Raw genomic sequence first — 23,201 nt, forward strand, 5'->3', positions numbered from 1 at the left:
GGGCTCGATTCCTCTCGTACTCGACCGAACTTACCCTGAAGTAAGATACGGGAGTGACTACCTCGAGTCCCACGTTCGCCGCGTGGCAGAAGCTCCCCGACAACACGCTCGGACACGTCCTCTTCTCTATCGGTATGTGTCTGCGCGTCCCCTACTTCGGCTCGGTACTCCCCCGCGTCGTCGAGATGCGCCCGGGCCGCTGCGAAGTCCGCGCACCGAAATGGTGGGGCGTCCGCAACCACCTGGGTACGTTCCACGCGATCGCGGCGTGCAACCTCGCCGAGGCCGCCATGGGCATGTTGTCCGAGGCGACCGTGCCGTCGACCCACCGGTGGATCCCGAAGTCGATGACGGTCGACTACCTCGCCAAGGCGAACGGAACGCTGCGCGCCGTCGCGGAACTGCCGGAGCTGCCGGATTTTGCCGCGATCACCGAGGGCACCGACGTGGTCGTGCCCGTGCGCATCTTCGACCGACAGGGAGCAGAGGTGGTTCACGCCGACATCACGACGTGGGTCACGCCGCGGTAGAGCGCGAAAGGCGCATGTCGAAGCTCACATTCGTCCCGAAGTTCGCGGGAGTGACCCGAATTGCCGTGTGGCACTTCCCCGGAGCCGGAACGTCGCGGCACAGCACGACCTTCCGGCCGGACGGGTCGGTTTCCGCCGTGGTCGCCGATGCCGAAGTGGTACAGACGTCCGGCATTTATCGTGTACCTGTCTTTACGCGTTACAGAAGTTTTTCCCACCCCTTCGTCGGGCGCGAAGGTGTTCCCCGGTCTGCCTTGATCACCCTCTTCGCGTGACATACTCGGGACATGCCAGCACCTGACTCCGCCGTTCTTGTCGAGGGAATCGAGAAATCCTTCGGTGACGTAGCAGCGTTGCGGGGTGTGAGCTTCGAGGTGCCCCGCGGCACGGTCCTGGGCATCCTGGGCCCCAACGGCGCAGGGAAGACCACCACCGTCAACGTGCTGTCCACTCTGCTGCGCCCCGATGCGGGCCGCGCGTTCGTCGCCGGACACGACGTCGTCGAGGAGTCGGCGAACGTCCGGCGCAGCATCATGATGACGGGCCAGTACGCCGCCCTCGACGAGTCACTGACCGGCCGCGAGAATCTGGTGCTGTTCGGCCGCCTGATGGGCCTGCCCAAGGCGTCCGCGAAATCGCGCGCCCAGGACCTCCTGACACAGTTCGATCTGCTCGAAGCGGGTGACCGGAAGGTGTCCGGGTACTCCGGCGGTATGCGCCGGCGCGTCGACATCGCCTGTGGCCTCGTGATCCGTCCCGAGGTGGTGTTCCTCGACGAGCCCACCACCGGCCTCGACCCCCGCAGCCGCCAGGGCGTGTGGTCCCTCGTGTCCGCGCTGAAGGAGCAAGGGATCACGATCCTGCTGACGACGCAGTACCTCGAAGAAGCCGACCTGCTGAGCGACAACATCGTCGTCATCGACAAGGGCACCGTGATCGCCGAGGGCACGGCCGACGAACTGAAGGCCCGGACCGGCGGAAGCTACTGCGAGGTCGTCCCGGTGAGTCTCGACGACCTGCCGCGCGTCCGCGAAATCCTTTCGAGCCTCTGCCCACCCGGCCGGGCCATCGAGGAAGGCACCGACCGGCTGTCGATTCCCGCCGAACACGGCGCCCAGACCCTCGCCGAGGTTCTGCGCCGCCTCGACCTCGCCGGGGTCACGCTCGCCGACATCGCCCTGCGGCGCCCGTCCCTCGACGACGTCTTCCTCTCCCTCACCGGTCACGTCCGCGTCGACGAGAGCCTGCCGTCGTGACGGCGCCCGCCCAGCTCGGATTCGACAGTGCCCTCGAAGGCAGGCACCGGCGGCCGCAACCGTCGATCATCCAGCAGTGGATTGCGCTGTCCCAGCGGAACCTGCACACGATGTGGGTGTTCGGTCAGTTCTTCATCGCGGTGTTCGCCCCGCTGATCTTCACTGTCGGTTTCTATCTGCCGCTGCGTCTGGTGATGAAGTTCCAGGGCATCGACTACGCGCAGTTCGTCATGCCGATCATCGTCCTGCAGGCCATGGCGTTCACCGCCATCTCGGCGGCGCACCGCGCGGCCACCGAGGCGTCGAACGGCATGAATTCGCGATTCCAGACGATGCCGGTCGGGGCGGCGGTCCCGCTTGCCGCGCGAATGACAGCCTCCCTCGTGCACTCGACGATCTCCCTCGTCGCCGCGATCGGCTACGGATACGCGATCGGCTTCAGGTTCGACGGCGGCTTCGGGCTGACCGCGGCGTTCTGCGGGCTGGCGATGCTCATCGGGTTCACGCTCACGACGGGTGCCGACGCCCTCGGCACTCTGACCCGGAGCCCCGAGGTCACCAGTCAGGCGCTGACGCTCCCCCAGCTGATCCTCGGCATGTTCTCGTCCGGTTTCGTTCCGGTGACGCAGTTCCCGGAGTGGGCGCAGGGTTTCGTGCGAAATCAGCCCATCTCGCAGTTCTCCTCGTCCATGCGTGCCATGACGGAAGGCACGATCACGTTCCACCAGCTGACACCCACCCTGTTGTGGTGCGGAGGGCTGGCGCTGGTCTTCATTCCGTTGTCGATCTGGTCGAATGTGAGGCGCGGATGACCACCGAATACCGATCCGACACACCAGCGACGGTGACCTTCCCCGAGGTGCTCGAACCCCACCCGGAGAATTCCTTCGCCGCACTCTTCTCGCACAGCCTGCTGCAGACCAGACGACTTCTACTCCGCTGGGCGCGCGACCCGTACACCATGCTGCAGGCGATCGTGTACCCGTCGTTGATGTTGCTGATGTTCTGGGCCGTGCTCGGGATCTCGATCACCAAGGCCACCGGGGTCAACAGCGTCTTCGGGACCGTTCCGATGATCACGCTCGTCGGCGCGATGTTCGGATCCATCGCGGGCGGCCTGTCGCTGAAGAAGGAATGGGCGGACGGGCTCCTGAGCCGGTTCTGGGTGCTGCCCGTGCACCGCGCGTCGGGCCTGCTCAGTCGCCTGATGGCCGAATCGGTGCGGATCATGCTCACGACGGTGCTGATCATCGCCGTCGGTTTCGCCATCGGGTTCCGGTTCGATCAGGGCATCCTCGCCGGTGTCGCGCTGATGCTCCTGCCGCTGCTGTTCGGGGTGAGTTTCGCGACGATGGTGACCGCCCTCGCCGTCAACGCGGCGAAGGCACCGCTCGTCGAACTCCTCTCCCTGCTGTGCACTCTCCTGCTGTTCTTCAACTCGGGATTCGTACCCACCGGCGCCTACCCCACGTGGCTCCAGCCGTTCGTGGAGAACCAGCCGATGTCGTGCGCGATCGACGCGATGAAGGGACTGTCGATGGGCGGTCCCGTCGCGGAGCCTCTGCTCAAGACCATCGCGTGGTCGCTCGCCGGGCTGCTGATCTTCACCTACCCCGCGGTGCGCGGCTATCGCCGGGCCGCGGGCAACCCGGCATAGCCCCTCGCATACCGGAGCTCAGAAGAATCTGATCCCGGCCAACCGGTGACGCACCGCGGTCGCGGGGGTCAGCAGCCAGTCGACCGTCTCGACGATCCGGCCGACGCGCAGCAGCAGCTCGTCGAGGTCCTGTTCGGGGGCCGTCAGCGACCCGACGACTCCGTCCACCGACCGGACCGTGCCCGCGAAGGTGTCGAGCCCGTCGGCGAACTTGTCCAGCAACGCGTCGAACCTGCCCAGCACGCGGGCGAATTCGTCGAGGGACGTCCCGATCTCGTGGGCCACCCCGTCGACGCGGCCGATCGTGACGTCGGCATTGAGTGCGGCCTGGGTGAGTCTCCTGATACGGCCGGCCGTGTCGACACCGTCCGCCGCACCCGTCGGTTTGCTCATCGATGTTCTCTCCTCGGCTCGTGCACGGACCTAGCGCGGGGTGTGCCCCGTGAGTGGCGGCTCGATCACCAACGGATCGTCCGCGGCCGGTGGTCCGTAGACGCCGCCGTTCCTCGTCGCGTTCTCCTGACCCAGGTCGTCCGGTCGTGGAACGTTCACGGCACCCCGCTGCTCCAGGTACTGCTGCGACTGGCACGTCCAGTCCAGGGCGGGCGCACTCGGTTCCGCGTCGGTCACCAGACGGCGAGGGGCGTCGTACACGCACATCGGCCCCTGCGTTCCGACCAGGAAAAGGTCCGCGAGTCCGCCCTTCTCGATCGACGCGATCTTCGGCAGCGCGCCGGGCATGATCGTCAGGCCGTAGTCGAGGGAGGGTGTGCGGTCACCGACGATCCGGGTGGGGAGAACCAGATTCGCCATCAGGGCGCCCAGTGAGTCCCGATTTCCCGACAGCAACGAGTCCAGACTCGACATCGTCTGCGGCGAGCGCCCGAGCAGGTCGACGAGCGCGGAATCGTTGGCCCGCAACTGCTCGAGGACGCTCCGGGCGGTGCTCGCCGATTCCGGCAGAGCGGCGGTGAGGCCGTCCGCGGTGTCCAGGAGCGGCATGCCCTTGTTCACGATGGTCGACAATGCGTCGGTGCGGGTTTCGAGTGTCCGGGCGATCTCGGCGGAACCGTCGAGCAGGTTCTGGAGGTCGGGCCCCGTGCCCCCGAAGGCGGTGCCGAACGTGTCGGCCAGCGACGACAGAGCGGTGACGTCCATCGAGTTCACGAGGTCCGTGGTCTCGACGAGGGTCGCGTCGAGCGAGCGCGGGATTCCCTCCTCCGGAACCTCGACGACGTCTCCGTCCGCGAGGTACGGCGGGTCCGCACTGTCGGGCATGATGTCGAGCGCCTGGATGCCGATCGCGTTCTCGGTGGTGATCTTCGCCGTCGATCCGGCCGGCACCTGGGTACCGGGATGCAGTTCGATGCCGAGGACGACGCCCGTCCCTTCGGGGTTCACGTCGACGGAGCTGATAGTGCCCACTCCGACGCCGCGATAATTGACGGACGCTCCCTGGGCGAGGCCCGCGGCGTGGTCGAGCCGCGCACTCAGGTGAATGGGACTTCCGAACGTGTCCGGGCCTGCGACGTACCGCAGCCCGAACAGCATCGCGGCGATCGAGATCACGAGGAACAGGACCAACTGCGCGACCACGTGACGTGTCATCATCGGACGCCTCCGGCGAGTACCTCGGGCAGCGTGCGGGCTTCCGGCACCTCGAGCGGAGCCGATCCGGTGAGCAACTTGGCGATGACGGCGGTGACGTCGAACGTTCCGTCGAACGTCGTGTAATCGCCGGGTGTGGCCGCGGCGAATCCACCGAGGAACGTCGCCACCGAATTCAACGTCGGCGCGAGTTGTGACTCGAACCCGTCGAGTGCCGTGAGCACGGCCCCCGCGTCGCTGATCTCGGCCGACAGTTCGGATCCGGCACTGCCGAGGACATGTTGCGCCTCGCGGCTGAGACGCGACGCCTCCCCCATCAACGCGACGATCTGATCTCGTTGCGACACCAGGAGATCCACCGCAGGCGCCAGGCCGGTCATCGCCCGATCGAGAGTCGGTTGCCCGGCGGCGAGTTCCGCCGCGAAGGCATTGGACGCCACCATCGCCCGGTCGAGTTCGTCCCGATGGTCGTCGACGACGCCCAGTGTGTCGTTCAACATGTCCACCAGTTCCCGGACCTTGTCCGAGCGGCCCGCGAAGGCGACGGTCAATTCGTTCATGATGGCGTGCATCTGGTCTATGCCGCTGCCGTTCAGCACGGTGGCCAGCGCGGCCAGGCCACTCTCGATGTCGGGACCGCGCGACGTCCGGTCCAGTGGGATGGTGTCACCCTCGCTCATCGGCGCGCCTGCCGCGTCCCCGACGTCGAGTCGGACGAAGGGATTGCCGAGGGCCGTGGGCAATTCGATCCGGGCCGTCGCATCCTGCGGTATCGGAACGTCGTCGCGGATCCGCATCTCGATCCGAGCGGTGAAGTCCCGGGTCGACACGTCCGAGACTCGGCCCACCACCTCTTGACCCACCCGGACCTCGGCGCCCGGGACGACACGATCGACACCGTCGAACTGCGCGGAGATCTGATACGACGGACCGTCCGGCGAACGGCCCACCGACAGATCCTGCAGGCTCAGCGAACACCCCGCGACCGGCAGCGCCATACCGACGATCAGCGCCGCCGTCAGCGATTTCGTTCTCGTCCGGATCGTCATCGTCCTCCGACCATGAGTTCGCGCAGCCCGAACGGGTCGGACATGCTGGGCGGAAACTGAATCGGGTTGGTGATTCCCGCTCCGCGGCAGAGGATCGGATCGACCACCGCGCAGAGCGGGGACGTCGGCTCGGCCTGCGCCAGGTTGGTGGAGATGTTCAGCCGGATGCGGGCACGCTGGTCAGGAGTGACCGCACGCTGGATGTTGTCGATCAGCAAGGGCACCAGGTCCATGATCTCGGCGAGGTCGGTGTCGTGCCTCTGCAGCACCTCGCTCACTCCCGCGAGGTTGTCGATGCCGGCGGCGACGTCGCCGCCCCGGGCGGACACGAGTTGGTCGATCTGGTTCAGGAGCGCGGACAACTGGTTCACCGTGTCGCCGATCGCGAACTGCTGGCCGGCGAACTCGTCGCCGATCGCAGTGAGCGAACCGGCGAGTGAATCGACCTGCGCCTGACGCGACGAGATCGCGTTCACGAGCACCTCGAGGTTGTCGACGAGCGCGCCGACATCCGCGCTGTTGCCTGCGATCACCGAACTCGCCTGCGACAGTGTGCGGATGGCGTCGTTCATCGCGGGACCGAGGCCGTCCGAGGACGCGGCGGCAGCGGAGATCGCGGCGCCGGCATCGCCTCCGTCCGGACCGAGCGCCTTGACGACGGTGTCGACGCTGTCCATCAACTGGTCCCAGGTGATCGGCGAATGACTGCGCTCGGGTGCAATGGTCTGCCCGCTCTCGAACACCGGGCCGCCGGTGTACGCGGGGCCGAGTTCGACGAATCGCTCACCGATCGCGGACGTCACCAGCACGTACGCATTCGCGTCCGCGGGCAGCACGATGTCCGACGCGACGGACATCGTGACCATTACGGTCGCGCCTCTCGGCTCGACCGCCTCGACCGTGCCGACCGGAACCCCGAGCACCGAGACCTTGGTGCCGGGGAACACGCCGTTGACGTAGGCGAATTCGGAATGCACGACGGTGGACGACGTGCGGAAGATCAGCAGCCAGCCTGCCACGACGATCGCCACCACGAGCGCGAGCACGCCGCCGATCCCGGCGACCCGGCGTGCGATGCCCGCGTTCACGAGCACCCCGTGATCAGTCCGACGACGCACAGCAGGTTGTCGGCGATGACGGCCGACGGCGCGGAGACGTCGGCCCAGTCGCCGGTTCCGGTCGCGTTCACGAGGGCCCTCGCGGCCGGTGCACCCGTGGTCAGGAGCGAGTCGAGGTTGGCGAGGTTCGCCTGCAACCGGTCCGTCACCTGCCTCGCGTTCGCGAGGAGTGAATCCAGCTCGGCGGTGTTCTCGCCGAGGAACTGGGATGCCTGTGCGACGAGCGCCTGGAGATCGTCGACCATCTGGCGGATGGCTGCACGCCGGGTGGCGAGTGTGTTCATCACGACGTCCGCGTTACCGAGCAGGGTGGTGAGCTGACCCTGCTGACCGACCAGCACGTCCGTGAGGGTCCGCGAGCTGTCCAGCAATTGCGTGACCTGGTCGGCGTTCTTCGCCAGGATCGTGGACGCCGCGCTCACACCCGCCAGTGCCTCCCGGTTGACGTTCGCGTCCTGCGGCAATGTCTCCGTCACCACCGCAAGCATCTTCTGCAGTCCCCCGAGGTCGAGTTCGTCCGCCGTCTCGATCGCGGACGATCCGATGTCGTCGAGCGAATACGGAACGCTGGTGCGGCGGAGTGGGATCACCCCGTCGTCCCCCAGGTCTCCCGGCCCCGACGGCGCGACGTCCAGATAGCGCTTGCCGAGGATGGTCGACAGCTTCACCCCCGCGGACGTCGTCGATCCGAGGTGACGTTCACCGTCGAGCCGGAAGTGCACGACCACGTGATCGCCCGCCAGGTCCACTCCGGTGACCCGGCCGGCGGGGACCCCCGCCACGTACACGTAGTCCGAATCGGTCAGGCCCGCAGCGTTCGCGAGTTCGGCCGTGTATCCGTCGGTCCGCACGGCGAAGCTCACCCGCGGGATCACCAGAACCAGCGCCAGCGCCAGCGTTGCCGCGAGAATTCCCACGATTCCGACGATCAGCGGGTTGACGGGCCGCACTCGCTGATTTCCCGCCAGCGAGTCCCAGACGTCGCGCACGTTCTCGGTGACACTCATTGGCAGTACCTCGAATGCAGGTCGGGACCGAGGGCGCCTTCGCGACCGTCGACGTTGACGATGAAGGTGCACAGGTAGATGTTGAGCCACGAGCCGTACGAGCCCGAGCGGTCGACGGAGGAGAAGAACTCCGGCATGGCCACCATGAGGTGATCGAATTCCGGGTTGGCGCCCAGCATCGCCCCCGTCAGCGAGTGAAGTTGTTCCACGGTGCGGCCGAGCTCCGGGACGCGCCCGTCCACGATCTGCAGCGCCGAGCGACTCACCGCCGCACTCTGATCGAGGGTGTCCATGAGAACCTCGTTGTTCTCGGCCAGCATCCCGGTGAACTGGGTGAGGCTGTCGACGAGGTGGGACAGCTCGGGACCCCGTGCCGCCGCCGTTCCCACCACCACCTCGAGGTTCCGGATGAGATCACCGATCAGCTGATCGTGATTCGCCAGGTTGCCGGTGACGTCCGCCACCCTGCGCAGCAGAGTTTCCATGCTCGCCTTTCTGCCGTCGAACACCGCGACGACTTCGGTGGCGAGTGCGTTGACCTGTTTCGGGTCGATGGCGTCGAACAGTGGCTTGAATCCGTTGAAGAGACTGGTGAGGTCGAGTGCGGGCGACGTTCGGTCGAGCGGAATCGTGTCGCCCTCCTCGAGGGTGCCCTCGCCCGACGGCCCGGCCGCGAGATCGAGATACCGGACCCCCAGGAGGTCGCCGTACCGGATGGCGACGGTGGTGTCGGCGGGAAGTTTCTGATCGCGCTGCACCTCGAAGTCCACCAGGGCGGTGGCACTTCCGGCGTCGCCGTCGACGATGTCGATCGAATCGACACGTCCCACCCGCACACCGGCGATGGTGACGTCGCTGCCGGGAGTGACACCCTGGGCGTCGGTGAACAACGCCTTGTACGTGACGGTCTGCCCCTCGACCGGGACCCGCAGCGTGTTCACGACGAGCACTGCCGAGAGGATGCCGAGGACGCCGAAGATCGCCAGTTTGATTGCCGAGTTCCGGACGCTCATCCTCCGCCACCTCCCCCGCAGTTCGGTCCGTCCATGCCGGGATACTGCGGGCAGTCGGCCGACGTGTAGGGCCGCGGGTTGGACAGGTCCGCGGCGACCCGGACCGCGAACTTGCCGGTGGCGAAGACGGCGGCGCCGGCCTCGCCGAACGGGCCTGCCTCGTCGAGGGTGGCCCGCAGCAGATCGGACTTGCTGGCCATGGTGCCCAGGGTCGGCGAGACGTTCAGGGCCACCGCGATCATGTTGTCCGCGTTCTGTTCCAGGACGTCGCCGGAATTCCTCGAGACGACGAGCGAAGCGGCGAGGAAACCGGTGAAGCTGTCGGTGTTCTCGACGAGTGTGTTCGACAGCGACACCGCGGCGTCCATGGCGGCGAGGACGTCCGGCGCGGCCGCGGCCAGTTGCTCACTGATCCGGGCGATCTGTGGCGTCCGCTCTGCGACCGACTCAAGGAGTGGCGAGGTGGATGTCGCCACAGCGTGGAGGCTGTCGATGGTGTGCCCCAACTGCTCGCCGCGACCCCGCAACGCGTCGGCGACGGCGCTGAGTGCGGCCTGCATCTGTTCGGGTTTCACCCGCGACAGCATGTCGTAGACCTTCGAGTACAGGTCGTACATCTGGACGGTCTCGGCCGAGGTGTCGGGTTGCAGCCGCGCCCCGGCCTCGAGTCGGGCGCCGCCGGTTCCGGCGGTCGACACCAGCTCGAGGGTCTGGTCGCCGAACAGCGTGCGGGGAACGACCCGCACCTGGACGGAAGCCGGGATGTGACGCATCTGCTCGGGGCGGAGACTGATGTCCATGCCCGTCTCGTTCATTCCGGCGTCGACACTCGACACGGTTCCGACGGTCGCCCCCTTGTAGGACACCGTGGTGTGCGACTTCACGGCACCGGCGTCGGCCGGAAGTGTCGCTGTCACCACGGGATCGGTGACGATCGTTCCGGTGCCGAAACCGACCAGCAATGCCGATCCCAGAATCAGGACCGCCACTCCGATCACCCCCCGCACGGCGAGTGCGCCGGTGCCCGGACCACCCGGGCGGCCGCGCATCACGGCAACCCCAGGGCGGGGGCGGACGGGACGAGACCCCACAGCGAGAGCGTCAGCAGCAGATCGACGATACCGATGGCGAGGATGCTGGTCCGCAACGCACGTCCGGCCGCACGGCCGACGCCCTCGGGGCCGCCGTGCGCGTGGTATCCGTACGAGCAGTGGACGAGCGCGATGATCGTCGCGAACACGACGGCCTTGACGAACGAGTACACGACGTCGGTGGGGGTGAGCATGAGATGGAAGTAGTAGTCGTAGGTTCCGGCCGACTGCCCGCCGAACGTGACGATCACGAGCCGCGATGCCAGGTACGACGACAGCAGGCCGACGACGTACAACGGCACCACACAGATCAGGCACGAGACGAGTCGTGTGCTCGCGAGGAACGGCAGCGACCGGATCGCCATCGCGTCCAGCGCACTGATCTCCTCCGAGATGCGCATGGCGCCGAGCTGCGCGGTGAACCCGGTTCCGACCTTCGCCGCGAGCGCGATGCTGGCGATCACGGGCGCCAGTTCGCGGGTGTTGAGGATCGCCGACAGGAGTCCGGACAGCGATCCCATGCCGAGCAGGTCCAGTCCGCGCAGCCCCTCGATGCCCACCTGCGTCGCAGCGACGGCGGACATCGCAAAGACGACACCGATCGCGCCGCCGCCGGCGAGCAGCGTGGCACCGCCGAAGCTGATGTCGCCGATCTGACGCATGATGTGCCGCCAGTACTTCACGATGGCGAGGGGAACTCCGGCGATCACGCTGCCGTAGAACGTGAATTCCCGCCCCAGCCCCGTCATCAGGTCGAGGGGCTGACGAGCCCGGGCCCGCACCCAGTGCACTGCGGGCCATCTGGTGCTCACGACCATCAGTAACCACCTACCGGGACGACGAGAACGGAATAGAGCTGACTGAGCACGGTGTTGACGATGAAGACCAGGATGAAGGCCAGAACGACGGCCTCGTTGACGGCGTCGGCGACACCGCTGGGCCCGCCCTTGGCGTGCAGCCCCTTGAAACTGGCGACGAGCGCCGACGTCACCGCGAACGCCGTCGATTTGACGAGGGCGACCACAAAATCCGACAGCCGCGTGTACTGCGACAGTGCGGTGAGAAAGCTTCCCGCCGAACTGTTCTGGACGATCACCTGGAAGAGGAAGCAGGCCGACACTCCGACGGCGGTGACCATCGCGCAGAGTGCGATGCCGACGATCACCGCTGCGAGCACGCGCGGGACCACGAGCCGCTCGATCACATTGAGCCCGAGCACCTCCATGGCCTCGACCTCTTCGCGGATCGTCCGCGAGCCGAGGTCGGCGCAGATCGCGGACCCTCCGACCCCGGCCAGCATCAGCGCGCACACCAGGGCGGACGCCTGCCCGACGATCACGAACCCCACGACCGCCCCGGTGTACCCCTCGGCGCCGAGCTGACCGGCGAGGCTACCGATCGTGACAGCGATGAGGACTCCGATGGGGATCATCAACAGCAGGGCGGGTGCCGATGTGACCGACGCGATCCGCCAGGCCTGATCCAGCAGTTCCCGCCAGGCCAACTTGCGCCGCACCAGAACTCGCACCGCGGCCACCGTGGTCGCGATAGAGAATCCGATGAGTGCGCCGACTTCGTTGGCGAAGTGACTCACGGGCCCTTTGGCGGGTGGCAACTCGAATGTCACGCGGTCCTCCCCCGTTGCCGGTCACCGCAGAGCGGGGACCGGCCTCGAGATGTTCGATACGGGGTCAGACGACCGCGACGCCGGATGCGCCGTGGGCCTTTCGGAGCTCGCCTTTGACGACCTTGCCGCTGGCGTTGCGGGGCAGCGCGTCGACGATCACGACGTCTTTCGGGTGTTTGTACCGGGCGAGCTTGTCGTCGAGCCATGCCGCGAGTTCGTCCACGGTGAGGTCGGATCCCTCGTCGTCGAGTGCGACGACGGCGACGGGCACCTCGGTCCACTTGGGATCGGGCCGGCCGACGACGGCGGCCTCCCGGATCCGCGGATGTCCGAACAGGACGTTCTCCACCTCGGCGCAGTAGATGTTCTCTCCGCCGGAGATGATCATGTCCTTCTTCCTGTCGACGACGTAGACGAATCCTTCGTCGTCCTGCCGCACCAGATCTCCGGAGTGGAACCACCCGCCGGCGAACGCGTCCGCCGTGGCGGCCGGGTTCTGCCAGTACTCGAGCATCATCGTCGGTCCGCGGTAGACGATTTCGCCGACGGTCCCGGGTGCGACGACGTTCATGTCGTCGTCGACGACGCGTGTCTGGATCGTCGGGATCGGTTTGCCCACCGAACCCAGTTTGCGGATCGCGTCGTCCCCGTCGAGGACACAGGTGATGGGCGACATCTCGGTCTGCCCGAACACGGCGACGATGAGCGCCCGCGGGAACGTGTCCGCCATGGCCCGCAGCACAGTATCCGATGCGGGCGCCGCCCCCCAGCTGATGACGCGGAGGGCGAGATCGCGACCCCGGACGGTCGGGTCGGCGCAGACGGCCTGCCACTGCACCGGCACGAGGAACACCGTCGTGATCCGCTCCTGCTCCCACACGTCGAGCATCTCGGTGGGGTTGAACGCCTTGAGCGGGTGAATCACCGTGGTACCGCCGAGCATCAGCATCGGGGCGACGGAACCGAGCGCGGCCACGTGGAACACGGGGGACGCGAGGAACCCGATGTCGTCGCCGCGGTCGTAACGCATCGCGCGGATACAGGTGATGGACTGTCCGACCATGTTCGAGTGCGACAGCACCGCCCCCTTGGGCGTACCCGTCGTTCCGGACGTGTAGAGAATCAGCGACGGTGTGTCCTCCGGCAGATCGACGGGGGCATGGGCCGGGCCGGACTCCGACACGAGTTCTTCGTAGCCGAGCATGTCGGCTTCCGTGTCGGCGCCGATGTTCACGACCAGGCTCAGTTCGGGAACGTCCTGCCGCACCGCCGCGACCAGCGGTGCGAGCGCGGGCTCGGTGAACACCGCACGAGCCCCGGAGTCACGGGCGATGAACGCGACCTCGGGCGGGGTGAGCCGGAAGTTGACGGGGACCGCGATGGCGCCGAGGGCATTGATCGCGAGAACCGCTTCGAAGAATTCGGTGCGGTTGAGGGTGATCAGCAGAACACGGTCGCCGAACTTCACGCCTCGCCGGGACAGTGCGCCGGCGAGCGCCTCCGATCGGTCGTGCAATTCGCGCCAGGTCGTACTGTGGCCGAGAAAGCGGAACGCGGCCTGATCGGGCTTCATCTCCGCGTGCGACGCAACCCAGTTGTTCCAGTGGTTGCGGCGGGATTGCAGTGGCTGCTCCAGCAGCTCGCTACGTGACGACATGTGGTGGTGGTCCCTTCGCTGTACTCGTGTCCGGCGCCCGTCTGCCTGTTCGGACCCGCACCGAGCTGTGACGAGTATTACAGATCTCGACGTCTATCGGAACAGTCTTGTTAACCGCAATTCGCATCAGCTCCGGAAGTTCGGAGCGCGTTTCGCGAGCATCGCGGTGACGCCTTCGACGAAGTCGGGGGCCTGCAGCAGTTCCGCCTGACCCGCCTTCTCGCGGTCGAGTGATGCGTCCAGAGCTGTGAGCGTCGCTGCGGTGAGTGCCCGCTTGGTGAGTTCGATGGCCCGCCTCGGACCACGAGCGAGCCGGGCCGCCACGGCATCGACGTGCGCGGCGAGTTCGTCCGGAGGGAGGACGCCCGCGATCAGGCCGTCCCGCTCCGCCTGCGCGGCGGGCAGGCGCTCTCCGAGGAGTGCCATCCGGGTAGCCCGTGCCCGGCCGACGGACGCCGCGATCAGCGCGCTGGAACCGCCGTCTGGCATCAACCCGATGTTGACGAACGCAAGAAGTAGATAGGCGTTCTCGGAGGCATACGTCAGGTCGGCCGTCAGCGCGATGGACGCCCCGACACCCGCGGCCGCCCCGTTCACCTGCGCGATGACCGGGACCGGCAACTCGACGATGGCACGAACCACCCGGTTGGCGGAGTCCATCACCACCTCCGCGGGCGCTTCCCGGCCCCCGGCCGCGGCGGCCGCCGCGAGGTCCGCGCCCGTGCTGAAGGCCTTGCCCGCCCCCGCGATGATCACGACGCGAACCGAGGAGTCCGTGGCGGCTGCGGTGAGCACGTCGCCCAGTGCCGTCATGTGTGCCAGGTCGAGGGCATTCATCCGGTCGGGGCGGTCGATCGTGATCCGGAGGATCCCGGCCTCGTTGACGACGCGCAGCCCGTCGACCGCCGGGGCGGTCACGACACCGCTCCGATGCGCGAGTCGACCGTGCTCGCGAGCCGTCCGGTAATGATCGATTCCGCCTCCGTGACCATCCGGGTCACGAGTTCGCGCACGGTCGGAATGTCGTCGATCAGGCCCTGGCTCTGTCCAGCGGTCCAGATTCCGGCGTCGAGATCGCCCCTTTCGAACACCGTGCGTCCCCGGGCTCCGGCGACGAGATGCTGGATGTCGGCGAATTCGCAGCCACGGGATTCGATGTCGACCACCTCGGTGCTGACCGCGTTGGTCGCGACGCGGGCGGTGTTGCGAAGGGAGCGGAAGATGAGTTCGGTGTCGCGTTCGGTGTTGGCGACGATCTGTTCCTTGACGGCGTGTGCCACCGGGGATTCGACCGTGCACATGAATCGGGTGCCCATGTTCACGCCGTCGGCGCCGAGTGCGAGTGCTGCGACGAGACCACGCGCGTCCGCGATACCACCGGACGCGATCAGGGGGATCGTGAGCTTTCGGGCGGCCGCCGGGATCAGGATCAGGCCCGCGACGTCGTCCTCACCCGGGTGCCCTGCGCATTCGAAGCCGTCGATGCTGACCGCGTCGACACCCACCTGTTCCGCCTTCACCGCGTGCCGCACGCTCGTGCACTTGTGGATCACCTTGATCCCCGCGTCCTTGAGGTGCGGGAGGTGGTCCACCGGATTGGAGCCGGCGGTCTCGACGATCCCGATTCCGGAATCGATGATCGCCTGGCGGTACTCGGCGTACGGCGGCGGGTTGATCGACGGGAGGATCGTCAGATTCACACCGAAGGGCTTGTCGGTGAGCTCCCGTGTGCGGGCGATCTCCGCAACGAGATCTTCGGGAGTCGGCTGGGTGAGCGCGGTGAGAAATCCGAGCGCCCCCGAATCGGCCACGGCCGCTACGAGTTCGGCACGGCCGACCCACATCATGCCGCCCTGGACGATCGGATGCTCGACACCGAAGGCCTCGGTGAATTTCGTCCTCATCTCAGTTCACCTCTTCGAACGTGCCGCCTGCGGCAGCCTTGTCCAGCAGTAGTTGGGGTGGAAGGAATCGGTCGCCGTACCGCGCGGCCAGCAGCTGCGCCCGGGAGACGAACCCCTGGATCCCGCCCGCGTATTGGTCGATGTAGCGGGCCACGCCACCGGTCCAGCCGGGGTACCCGATGCCGAGAATGGAACCGACATTGGCGTCGGTGGTCGACTCGAGCACCCCCTCTTCCAGGCATCGGACCGTCTCGACGGCCTCGATGAAGAGCATCCGCTCCTTGATGTCCTCGAACGGGATCTCGGTGTGCGCACCATCGCGCCGGAACATCTCGAGCCCGGACCACAATCCGACGCGCTTACCGTCCGCGTACTCGTAGAAGCCGGCGCCTGTGGAGCGACCCTTGCGGCCGAACTCGTCGATCAGCGCCGGGTCCAGATTCGGATTCCGGACCTGGATCTCCTCGATCAACCCGACCGCCAGGTCGATGGGCTTGGTGCCGTGCAGGGCACCGTTGCTCTTGCCCCGTCCACGAGGGGTTCTGATCGCGTCGAAGATCAATGCCTGCCCGCTCTGCCGGGTTGCACTCATGTTCCAGCTACCTCCGATAGTTCGAAATGTGAGATCCAGGAGCGCACGACCGTCAGGAGAGACCGCGGACATATGCGAATTTCGGTTAACTTATTCCGCCTGTTCCTCACGTGTCAATACCCCCACGACACCTTGGCGGCCGGATTCACCGGCATTTTCCGAGAATGCGGCGTGACGATTTCTCCGAACGCAACCCTCAGCCGACCAGACGATGCGAAAGTCTCGGTTAAGATGATCGACAGTTAAACTGGCAGATGACTGCCGATTACTGGAGGTGACCGTGGCTCGGACCAGCACGACGGCCGGTGCCGCCACCGAGCGGCCGATCCGCCGTCGCCCGAAGAACCGCAAGGCCCAGATCGCGAACGTCGCTGCCGAGGCCTTCAGCGAGCGCGGCTACCACGCGGTCGGCGTCGACGAGATCGCGGCCACCATCGGGATCTCCGGCCCCGCCCTCTACCGGCACTACCCCAACAAGTACGCCCTGCTCGTACACGCCGCCACCACGACGGCCGACGCTCTGCAGGCAGCCGCGGACGGCGCGCTCGAGGGGATGGCCGAACGCGAGCCCGGAGACCGCCTCGACCATCTGATCTCCGCGCTCGTCGCGAATACCATCGAGAACCGCAAGGTCGCCGGGCTCTACCGCTGGGAGGGCCGGTACCTCGAGGCCGAGGATCGCACGCGAATCCGCGACGTCTTCGTTCACGTCACCCAGTGCGTGGCGGGCCCCCTGCGGGAACTGCGCCCCGAACTCACGTCCGTCGACGCCACGACACTGGGGGCGTCGACACTGAGCGTGATGGGGAGCATCAGCGCACACCGCACCACCCTCGCGACGCGCCGGCTCGGCGCGCTACTCGAGTCGGCGTGCGAATCGATCCTGCACGCGACACTGCCTCCCGCCGTCCCGGCCGACGGAAGGAATGCGGGCACAGGTGCGGTACGCGGCCTGGCGGTGACGTCCAAGCGCGAGTTGCTGATCAACGAGGCCGTGAAGATATTCGACCGGCACGGCTATCACGACTCGAGCATCGAAGAAATCGGCGCCGCGGCCGGCATCAACGCGTCGAGCGTGTACCGCCACTTCCCCAGCAAGGCCGACCTTCTCGCGGCGGTGTTCTACCGCGCGTCCGACCGGCTGGCTGTGGCTACCTCGGCAGCGCTGTCCACCGCCACCGGCCCCGAGGATGCACTCCGCACACTCGCGGAGTCCTATCTGGAACTCGCCTTCCGGAACCCGGAAGTGCTGTCGGTGTACTTCGCGGAGATCGGGAATCTCCCGAAGAACGAGCGGACCAATCTCCGCAACGTGCAGCGCCTGCACGTCGAGGAGTGGGTCCACCTGGTGACCACCGTGCGCTCCGAACTCTCGGCTCCGGAGGCACGGTTCCTGGTTCACGCGGCGCTGGGTTTGGTTCTCGATATCGGCCGACTGGTCCACTTCGACACCCGCGAGGAGTCGCGTGCGCGTCTCCACACCCTGATGACGGCGGTACTACTGGGCCACTGAGGCCGTGTCCCTGGACGAGTCGCCCAGGGGCACAGCCGTCATGCGACCTGTCGACGGGCTCCACGGTGATTGTCGCTGTCCGCGCCCAGATCCCGGGGACGGTAGCCGACCGGGTATCCGGGATAGCTCCGGTTGTGCCGATCCCGGGCGGCCTTGGACTCCCGCCGCGGCGGCAGGAAGCGCACGAACCTCGCACGGATCCGCAGCGCACGGCGGGACGCGTTCTGCAGCCAGATCGGGGCGGCGGGAAACCCGAACGCCGACAGCATCATCGGGTCGAGGAGGGCGTAGACCCCCTGAGCGACGAGCGGCCGGAGAGGCGCCGGAAACCAGGAACAGAACAGCTTCAGCGTGTAGGTGCCGACGCGATGGTTGTCGTCGGTGTACCGGAAATGCTTCCGCTCGTAGTCCACCTTGAACCGGTAGAAGTCCTCGAAATGCTCGGGAATGTTCTTGATTCCCATTCGGATTCCCACCTGGCGGTAGAAATGGAAACACGCGAGACGCTCGTTCGGGGTCAGCCGCCGCCACCCGAAGCGGTCGATCCAGTCGATCGGCTCGTAGATGAAGGTGGTCAGCACGTACAGCATGTCGTCGTTGTCGATGTCGTACTTGCCGTGCATGCGGTTCACGACGCGCAGCGATTCGACGCCGCGCTCGGAGTCGTAGCCGTGTTCGACGAGTTCGGCCATCAGCAGCGCGGTGTCGTCGTACCGCTTCTGTGGCCGTTTCTCGAACTCACCGGTGCGTTGCAGCAGTTCCGAAATGGTGGGGACGCAGTACGTCCGGAACAGCGCGAACTCGAGGGATCGCTGGTAGTCCCACGGAAATTCGTAGCCGGCCGTGATGCGATGGATTTCCTGGTGATCCCGAATCGGGTCGAGTTCCTCGATGCGGCGCCGCCAGCCGTGCCTGCCCCGCGGAACCTCGCCCGGCGCGCCGGTGTCGGCACGCTTGGTCTTCATCAGCATGTGAATACCCTCCTGCCGTGTGATCAGCGTCCGTGCCGGTTCTTCAACATCCAGGCCGAGATCTTCATGTCCCGCGACTTGCGCTGCATGGTGAGCAGGTTCAGCGGAGCCGCGAACTTCTGCCTGGCGATGGATTTGACCCGGCTGAATTCACGCAGACCGTCGGCGCCGTGGATGCGGCCGAAGCCCGAATCTCCGACACCCCCGAACGGCAGCGCCGCCACACCGGCGAACCCGAGCACCGAACCGATCGTCACGACTCCGGTCCTGAGCTTCTCGGCAGCCTGCATCGCCTTCGTCGCATCCTTGGTGAAGATGGATGCGCCGAGCCCGAACGTGGTGCCGTTGGCCTTCGTGACCGCTTCGTCGAGGCTGGCGACCTTGTTGATGACGACCGTGGGTCCGAACGTCTCCTCGCGGATCGCGGCGCTGTCCTCGGGAACGCCGGTCAGCACGATCGGCCCGACGTAGCCGTCCTTGATGGAGTCCAGTCCGCCGACCACCGCGGATCCGCCCTTGTCGAGTGCGTCCTGGACGTGGCCGCGGACGACGTCGGACTGGCCGGCCATCGTCATCGGACCGTAGGCGGCGTCCCGGGGGCCGGGGTGCAGGACCTTCGACTTCTCGGCGACCAGTCGGACGAACTCGTCGTACACCGAGTCGACGACGTAGATGCGCTCGACGCCGGCGCACGTCTGTCCGGCGTTGCCCATCGCGCCGAACACCGCGAAGCCGGCCGCCTCGTCGAGATTCGCGTCGGCGTCGACGAGCATGGCGTCCTTGCCGCCCGCCTCGACGACGAGGGGGGTGAGCGTTTCGGCGCACGCGGCCATGACGCGCTTGCCGGTGGCGGCAGATCCGGTGAAGGCGATCTTGTCGACCCCGGCCGAGACGAGAGCCGCGCCGGTCGACCCGTCTCCGGTGACCACCTGCAGCACGGGTTGGTTGGGAACGAGCGTCTTCCACTTGTCGGCGAGCCACACCGCGACCCCGGGGGTCAGCTCGCTGGGTTTGAAGACGACAGTGTTGCCCGCCGCCAGCGCATAGGAGATCGACCCCATCGGCGTGTACACGGGGTAGTTCCACGGCCCGATGACACCGACCACACCCATCGGCTCGTATCCGACACTGCTGGCCTGGTTCGCGCTGACCAGGCCCGACGGCACCTTGCGCCGCTTCAGGACCTTGCCCGCGTTCTTCGCGGCCCAGTCGAGGTGTTCGACGGCGAGCATCACTTCGAGGAGCGCGTCGTCGTACGGCTTACCGGTTTCGGCGGCGACGAGTGCGGCGAGCTGCTCACCGTCTCGCGCGACGGACTTCTTCCAGTCGAGGAGCCATTGCTTGCGGCCGTCGAATCCGAGAGCGTTCCACCACTGAGCGGCCGCTCGGGCCGCGTCGACGGCCTCGCGCACCTCCTGCTCCCCCTGGATCGGGTACTCGGCCAGGACGTTGCCGTTGCGCGGGTCCAGGGACGCGAACGTCTTCGGCGCCTGCTCCGTCGAGGCCGCGGGCTGCGCGCCGGCCGTCGTCTCGGTCGTCTCCGCCTGCTGTGGCATGGTCTGTCCTCCCTCGAGATCACATCAAATATATGTGATGTGATGTAATGTAGTGGACATCACAGTATGCGGCAGACCCCATCGCGGCAAGCCCCACACAGTCACCTCCGGCCGACCGATTCGCCGGCCGAATCAACCTCGAGGAGTCCCCCGGACATGAGCGTCGAATTCACCAGTGAACAAAAGGACTTCGCGTCGGCGATCGCCGATTTCTGCAAGCGCGAGAGCGGCACCCGCGAGCAGCGCGACAGGCTGACGAATCACGGCGAGCACAACCACAATCAGGACGTCTACGAGAAGATGGCCAAGCTGGGCTGGCTGGGCATCACCATTCCCGAGGAGTACGACGGATCGGCCGCCAGCCACGTCGACATGTGCATCCTGCTCGAGGAGGCCGCCAAGGGCATGGCCCCCATCGGCGGCATCGGTCCCACCCTGATCACGGGCGGCGCCTACGCGAAGTTCGGGACCGACGCACAGAAGGACATCGTGCTGCGCGGCATCGTGGCCGGCCGATCACAGTCCATCTCGATGTCCGAGCCGGAAGCCGGTTCCGACGTCGGCAACCTCAGCACCCGCGCGGAGAAGACCGCCGACGGCTGGGTGATCAACGGTCAGAAGACGTGGTGCTCCAACGCACACTTCGCCGACAACATCCTGCTCGTGGCCCGCACCGGGCGCGGCGACGGCAAGCACGAAGGCCTCACGATGTTCCACGTCCCCGCGGATACCGCCGGGCTGAAGATCAGCGGCATCGACACGATGGGCGGCAAGGAGGTCAACGATCTCTACTTCACCGATTGCGTCCTGCCCGAGGACGCGGTGGTGGGCGAGGTCGGCAACGGCTGGCGCCAGCTGATGACCGGCCTGAACTTCGAACGCCTGATCCTCGCCGCCATGATGCTCGGCACCGCGCAGCGCGCGTTCGCCGACACCCTCGACTTCGTCACCCAGCGCAAGCAGTTCGGGCGGCCCGTCGGATCGTTCCAGGCGCTGCGCCACCGCATCGCCGATCTCGCGACCGAGATCGAGTGCTGCAAGCTGCTCGTCTACAGCGTCGCCAAGGACGTCGACGCGAACCCGGACAAGATGCTGGCCCGCGAGGCGTCGATGGCCAAACTGAAGGTCACGGAGACGGCGAAGAAGGTCGCGCTCGAGGGCATGCAGATGATGGGCGGGTACGGCTACGCCACCGAGTTCGACATGGAGAAGCACGTCCGCTCCACCATCGTGTCGACCATCTACGGCGGTACCAACGAGATTCAGCGCGACATCATCGGCAAGACCTACGGCTTGTAATCATCCCCTGCGGTTTATGCTGGTTTGCCGCATCGAAGGAGTTCTCCATGGCATCGCCCTCCGTGTCACGATCCCCAGCGGGCCGCACCCTGCGCCGTCGACCCCAGCTGTCGGACGACGTCGCCGTGCACGTCCGTAACCTGATCATGTCCGGGGGCGTTCGCCCGGGTGACTTCATCCGCCTCGACGAGACCGCGGCGGACCTGGGGGTCAGCGTCACACCTGTCCGTGAGGCGCTCCTGACCCTGCGGGGCGAGGGACTCGTCGAACTGGTTCCCCACCGCGGGTACGTCGTCGCCCCGCTCAGCCGGGACGACATCCACGACCTCTTCTGGCTGCAGGGGCAGATCGCCGAGGAACTCGCGGTCCGCGCGACACGGTCGGCCACCCCGGAGGCCGTGGAAGAGCTGACCGCGATCAACGAGAAACTGCGGCGCGCCGTCGAGGACGGCGACGCCGACCGCATCGAGGACCTCGAGTTCTCGTTCCACCGGGTCATCAACCGGCTTGCCGACGCGAGCAAGCTGTCGTGGTTCCTGCTCAGCGCCACCCGATACACCCCGGTGCAGTTCTATTCGTCCGATCCGGCCTGGGGCGAGTCGGCGGTCGACAGCCATCGCCGTCTCATCGCCGCCCTCGCCGACGGGAAGACCGACGTGGTGGGTGCCGAGAACAAGGCCCACTTCATCGACGGCGCCCAGCGGCTGGTCGCGCATCTCGACGAGGTCGGCATCTGGGACTGACCGGCACCACCGGTCCCCGGCGCCGGGTCAGCACGGTGCGGGGTTGCGATCTCCGTACGTGGGGTCCAGCGCCCGCTGGATGATGTACACGGCCCGCGGATCGGTGGTCAGCTGATTGTGTTCGGCCGTGTTCGCGTCGCAGCCGTCCTGGAGCCAGATGTTGTGCACGACGGCCCCCGGACCGGCCGTCAGGAACGTGTTCTCCGGCGGGGTCGACACGGTATCGCTGCGACTCGCGACCACCGTGTACTCGATGCCCGGGTCGGTGTCGCCGCCCGCGTTGAGGAGCTGAAGGAAGGGCGAGCCCACCATCTGCTGGATGTAGGACGGTCCGACCGCGACACCGGCGAGCGTCGTGACCGGCACACCCAGTGCCTGCGCGATCGCGCCGAGCGATTGGACGTCCCCGAAGCTGGTGCCGTGGTTGGTGGCGCCGAGCGTGACGAGCGAGTGCACCTTGTTCAGCGCCGGGTTCGTGCGGTCCGCGCCGCCGTCGAACCGCAGGTACTGGCGGGACACCGTGCCACCGAGCGAATGCCCGATCATGTCGACCTGCGAAGCGCCGGTGGTGGTGCGGACCTGATCGACGAAGCCGGCGAGCTGCTGAGCGGACTCCGCGATGTCGGCGCCGCCGAACATGCGCATCATGTTGCCCTCGGTCAGACCGGCGGCCTGTCCGTAGTTGAGGGCGAAGACGCAGTAGCCCTCCGCGTGGAGCGCCAGAGCGAGGTCCTTCCACGTTCCCACCATGCCCGTCCAGGTGCCGTGCACCAGCACGACGGGACGCGGATGTGCCGCGGATGGCTTACAGCTCCAGTCGTTCGCCCCTGGAAGCACGGACGGATCGACCACGGGCGCGGGTTCCGCTTCCACGGGATCCGCTGCCGCTGGTGCCGCGCCGCCCAGCATCACAATGCCTGCCAGCACGAACATCAGAGCCCTACTGGCCGACGATATACGCATATTCCTCGTATCCTGAGTGAGCGGAAATAGACTTCAGGTTACGTTAG

General features: G+C 66.9%; 22 protein-coding genes and 1 pseudogene. 7 read left to right on the forward strand and 16 right to left on the reverse strand.

Going from position 1 to position 23,201, the window contains the following annotated elements:
* Nucleotides 1–53: 53 nt before the first annotated feature.
* The 4 genes from ACNJ7E_RS42840 to ACNJ7E_RS42855 all read left to right on the forward strand — a co-directional run bounded on the left by ACNJ7E_RS42840 (nt 54) and on the right by ACNJ7E_RS42855 (nt 3,443).
* Nucleotides 54–530: a hotdog fold domain-containing protein gene (locus tag ACNJ7E_RS42840; protein WP_418342628.1), complete on the forward strand. Its 477-nt coding sequence runs from the start codon at nt 54–56 to the stop codon at nt 528–530.
* 287 nt (nt 531–817) lie between these two features.
* Nucleotides 818–1,786 (forward strand): ATP-binding cassette domain-containing protein, encoded by a 969-nt coding sequence (locus tag ACNJ7E_RS42845; protein ID WP_105412650.1) that lies wholly within the window; start codon nt 818–820, stop codon nt 1,784–1,786.
* Entirely contained in the window at nt 1,783–2,598 is an 816-nt protein-coding gene (locus ACNJ7E_RS42850; RefSeq protein WP_105412651.1) for an ABC transporter permease, read from the forward strand. Before ACNJ7E_RS42845 ends, ACNJ7E_RS42850 begins: the two co-directional genes overlap by 4 nt.
* Nucleotides 2,595–3,443: an ABC transporter permease gene (locus ACNJ7E_RS42855; protein ID WP_105412652.1), complete on the forward strand. Its 849-nt coding sequence runs from the start codon at nt 2,595–2,597 to the stop codon at nt 3,441–3,443. The genes ACNJ7E_RS42850 and ACNJ7E_RS42855 overlap by 4 nt, the downstream gene beginning before the upstream one ends.
* 18 nt (nt 3,444–3,461) lie before the next feature.
* On the opposite strand, the gene ACNJ7E_RS42860 is transcribed toward ACNJ7E_RS42855, so the two are convergent.
* The 13 genes and pseudogenes from ACNJ7E_RS42860 to ACNJ7E_RS42920 form a co-directional block, all read right to left on the reverse strand.
* Nucleotides 3,462–3,836, reverse strand: a complete 375-nt coding sequence (locus ACNJ7E_RS42860) for a hypothetical protein (protein ID WP_283332979.1) — start codon at nt 3,834–3,836, stop codon at nt 3,462–3,464.
* A gap of 30 nt (nt 3,837–3,866) precedes the next feature.
* On the reverse strand, nt 3,867–5,054 hold the full coding sequence (locus tag ACNJ7E_RS42865; protein WP_418342629.1) for an MlaD family protein: 1,188 nt from the start codon (nt 5,052–5,054) through the stop codon (nt 3,867–3,869).
* Complete coding sequence (locus tag ACNJ7E_RS42870) at nt 5,051–6,100, reverse strand: MCE family protein (protein ID WP_280782629.1); 1,050 nt, start codon at nt 6,098–6,100, stop codon at nt 5,051–5,053. Before ACNJ7E_RS42870 ends, ACNJ7E_RS42865 begins: the two co-directional genes overlap by 4 nt.
* A complete protein-coding gene (locus ACNJ7E_RS42875; RefSeq protein ID WP_317569216.1) occupies nt 6,097–7,188 on the reverse strand; it encodes an MCE family protein in 1,092 nt (363 codons plus the stop codon). Before ACNJ7E_RS42875 ends, ACNJ7E_RS42870 begins: the two co-directional genes overlap by 4 nt.
* Nucleotides 7,185–8,225, reverse strand: a complete 1,041-nt coding sequence (locus ACNJ7E_RS42880; protein ID WP_418342630.1) for an MCE family protein — start codon at nt 8,223–8,225, stop codon at nt 7,185–7,187. Before ACNJ7E_RS42880 ends, ACNJ7E_RS42875 begins: the two co-directional genes overlap by 4 nt.
* Nucleotides 8,222–9,238, reverse strand: a complete 1,017-nt coding sequence (locus ACNJ7E_RS42885; protein ID WP_280782626.1) for an MCE family protein — start codon at nt 9,236–9,238, stop codon at nt 8,222–8,224. Before ACNJ7E_RS42885 ends, ACNJ7E_RS42880 begins: the two co-directional genes overlap by 4 nt.
* A complete protein-coding gene (locus ACNJ7E_RS42890; RefSeq protein WP_418342631.1) occupies nt 9,235–10,287 on the reverse strand; it encodes an MCE family protein in 1,053 nt (350 codons plus the stop codon). The genes ACNJ7E_RS42885 and ACNJ7E_RS42890 overlap by 4 nt, the downstream gene beginning before the upstream one ends.
* On the reverse strand, nt 10,287–11,147 hold the full coding sequence (locus tag ACNJ7E_RS42895; protein WP_009479359.1) for an MlaE family ABC transporter permease: 861 nt from the start codon (nt 11,145–11,147) through the stop codon (nt 10,287–10,289). The genes ACNJ7E_RS42890 and ACNJ7E_RS42895 overlap by 1 nt, the downstream gene beginning before the upstream one ends.
* Nucleotides 11,147–11,956 carry an MlaE family ABC transporter permease gene (locus ACNJ7E_RS42900; RefSeq protein WP_105412661.1) on the reverse strand — a complete coding sequence of 270 codons (810 nt, stop codon included), beginning with the start codon at nt 11,954–11,956 and terminating at the stop codon, nt 11,147–11,149. The genes ACNJ7E_RS42895 and ACNJ7E_RS42900 overlap by 1 nt, the downstream gene beginning before the upstream one ends.
* A gap of 64 nt (nt 11,957–12,020) precedes the next feature.
* Nucleotides 12,021–13,613 (reverse strand): fatty-acid--CoA ligase FadD5, encoded by a 1,593-nt coding sequence (gene fadD5 / locus ACNJ7E_RS42905; protein ID WP_280782624.1) that lies wholly within the window; start codon nt 13,611–13,613, stop codon nt 12,021–12,023.
* Nucleotides 13,614–13,739: 126 nt separating this feature from the next.
* Nucleotides 13,740–14,531 carry an enoyl-CoA hydratase gene (locus ACNJ7E_RS42910; protein WP_283332972.1) on the reverse strand — a complete coding sequence of 264 codons (792 nt, stop codon included), beginning with the start codon at nt 14,529–14,531 and terminating at the stop codon, nt 13,740–13,742.
* Nucleotides 14,528–15,517, reverse strand: a complete 990-nt coding sequence (locus ACNJ7E_RS42915) for an NAD(P)H-dependent flavin oxidoreductase (protein WP_317569209.1) — start codon at nt 15,515–15,517, stop codon at nt 14,528–14,530. Before ACNJ7E_RS42915 ends, ACNJ7E_RS42910 begins: the two co-directional genes overlap by 4 nt.
* Nucleotide 15,518: 1 nt before the next feature.
* Nucleotides 15,519–15,944: pseudogene (locus ACNJ7E_RS42920) on the reverse strand (3-hydroxyacyl-CoA dehydrogenase); the annotation flags it as partial.
* Nucleotides 15,945–16,383: 439 nt separating this feature from the next.
* Here ACNJ7E_RS42920 and ACNJ7E_RS42925 point away from each other — a divergent pair.
* Nucleotides 16,384–17,622, forward strand: coding sequence for a TetR/AcrR family transcriptional regulator (locus tag ACNJ7E_RS42925; protein WP_283332970.1), 1,239 nt, complete (start codon nt 16,384–16,386; stop codon nt 17,620–17,622).
* A gap of 38 nt (nt 17,623–17,660) precedes the next feature.
* On the opposite strand, the gene ACNJ7E_RS42930 is transcribed toward ACNJ7E_RS42925, so the two are convergent.
* Complete coding sequence (locus ACNJ7E_RS42930; RefSeq protein ID WP_283332969.1) at nt 17,661–18,593, reverse strand: oxygenase MpaB family protein; 933 nt, start codon at nt 18,591–18,593, stop codon at nt 17,661–17,663.
* Nucleotides 18,594–18,616: 23 nt separating this feature from the next.
* Nucleotides 18,617–20,149: an aldehyde dehydrogenase family protein gene (locus tag ACNJ7E_RS42935; protein ID WP_418342632.1), complete on the reverse strand. Its 1,533-nt coding sequence runs from the start codon at nt 20,147–20,149 to the stop codon at nt 18,617–18,619.
* A 156-nt stretch (nt 20,150–20,305) separates the two neighbouring features.
* Here ACNJ7E_RS42935 and ACNJ7E_RS42940 point away from each other — a divergent pair, with 156 nt between their 5' ends.
* Both ACNJ7E_RS42940 and ACNJ7E_RS42945 read left to right on the forward strand, forming a co-directional pair.
* Nucleotides 20,306–21,448 (forward strand): acyl-CoA dehydrogenase family protein, encoded by a 1,143-nt coding sequence (locus tag ACNJ7E_RS42940; protein WP_054245384.1) that lies wholly within the window; start codon nt 20,306–20,308, stop codon nt 21,446–21,448.
* Nucleotides 21,449–21,495: 47 nt separating this feature from the next.
* Nucleotides 21,496–22,191 carry a GntR family transcriptional regulator gene (locus tag ACNJ7E_RS42945; RefSeq protein WP_418342633.1) on the forward strand — a complete coding sequence of 232 codons (696 nt, stop codon included), beginning with the start codon at nt 21,496–21,498 and terminating at the stop codon, nt 22,189–22,191.
* 27 nt (nt 22,192–22,218) lie between these two features.
* Here the strand turns inward: ACNJ7E_RS42945 and ACNJ7E_RS42950 are convergent, their stop codons facing one another.
* Complete coding sequence (locus ACNJ7E_RS42950; protein WP_418342634.1) at nt 22,219–23,154, reverse strand: esterase/lipase family protein; 936 nt, start codon at nt 23,152–23,154, stop codon at nt 22,219–22,221.
* Nucleotides 23,155–23,201: the final 47 nt, after the last annotated feature.

The organism is Rhodococcus mengyinensis, assembly GCF_048381435.1.
Classification (GTDB): Bacteria; Actinomycetota; Actinomycetes; order Mycobacteriales; family Mycobacteriaceae; genus Rhodococcus_F; species Rhodococcus_F opacus_D.

Excerpts from the sequence above, each read along its gene's own strand:
- ACNJ7E_RS42845 (WP_105412650.1), top strand. The coding sequence starts at position 818 with ATGCCAGCACCTGACTCCGCCGTTCTTGTCGAGGGAATCGAGAAATCC.
- ACNJ7E_RS42855 (WP_105412652.1), top strand. The coding sequence starts at position 2,595 with ATGACCACCGAATACCGATCCGACACACCAGCGACGGTGACCTTCCCC.
- ACNJ7E_RS42860 (WP_283332979.1), bottom strand. The coding sequence starts at position 3,836 with ATGAGCAAACCGACGGGTGCGGCGGACGGTGTCGACACGGCCGGCCGT.
- ACNJ7E_RS42865 (WP_418342629.1), bottom strand. The coding sequence starts at position 5,054 with ATGATGACACGTCACGTGGTCGCGCAGTTGGTCCTGTTCCTCGTGATC.
- ACNJ7E_RS42870 (WP_280782629.1), bottom strand. The coding sequence starts at position 6,100 with ATGACGATCCGGACGAGAACGAAATCGCTGACGGCGGCGCTGATCGTC.
- ACNJ7E_RS42880 (WP_418342630.1), bottom strand. The coding sequence starts at position 8,225 with ATGAGTGTCACCGAGAACGTGCGCGACGTCTGGGACTCGCTGGCGGGA.
- ACNJ7E_RS42885 (WP_280782626.1), bottom strand. The coding sequence starts at position 9,238 with ATGAGCGTCCGGAACTCGGCAATCAAACTGGCGATCTTCGGCGTCCTC.
- ACNJ7E_RS42890 (WP_418342631.1), bottom strand. The coding sequence starts at position 10,287 with ATGCGCGGCCGCCCGGGTGGTCCGGGCACCGGCGCACTCGCCGTGCGG.
- ACNJ7E_RS42895 (WP_009479359.1), bottom strand. The coding sequence starts at position 11,147 with ATGGTCGTGAGCACCAGATGGCCCGCAGTGCACTGGGTGCGGGCCCGG.
- fadD5 (WP_280782624.1), bottom strand. The coding sequence starts at position 13,613 with ATGTCGTCACGTAGCGAGCTGCTGGAGCAGCCACTGCAATCCCGCCGC.
- ACNJ7E_RS42915 (WP_317569209.1), bottom strand. The coding sequence starts at position 15,517 with ATGAGGACGAAATTCACCGAGGCCTTCGGTGTCGAGCATCCGATCGTC.
- ACNJ7E_RS42930 (WP_283332969.1), bottom strand. The coding sequence starts at position 18,593 with ATGCTGATGAAGACCAAGCGTGCCGACACCGGCGCGCCGGGCGAGGTT.
- ACNJ7E_RS42935 (WP_418342632.1), bottom strand. The coding sequence starts at position 20,149 with ATGCCACAGCAGGCGGAGACGACCGAGACGACGGCCGGCGCGCAGCCC.
- ACNJ7E_RS42940 (WP_054245384.1), top strand. The coding sequence starts at position 20,306 with ATGAGCGTCGAATTCACCAGTGAACAAAAGGACTTCGCGTCGGCGATC.
- ACNJ7E_RS42945 (WP_418342633.1), top strand. The coding sequence starts at position 21,496 with ATGGCATCGCCCTCCGTGTCACGATCCCCAGCGGGCCGCACCCTGCGC.
- ACNJ7E_RS42950 (WP_418342634.1), bottom strand. The coding sequence starts at position 23,154 with ATGCGTATATCGTCGGCCAGTAGGGCTCTGATGTTCGTGCTGGCAGGC.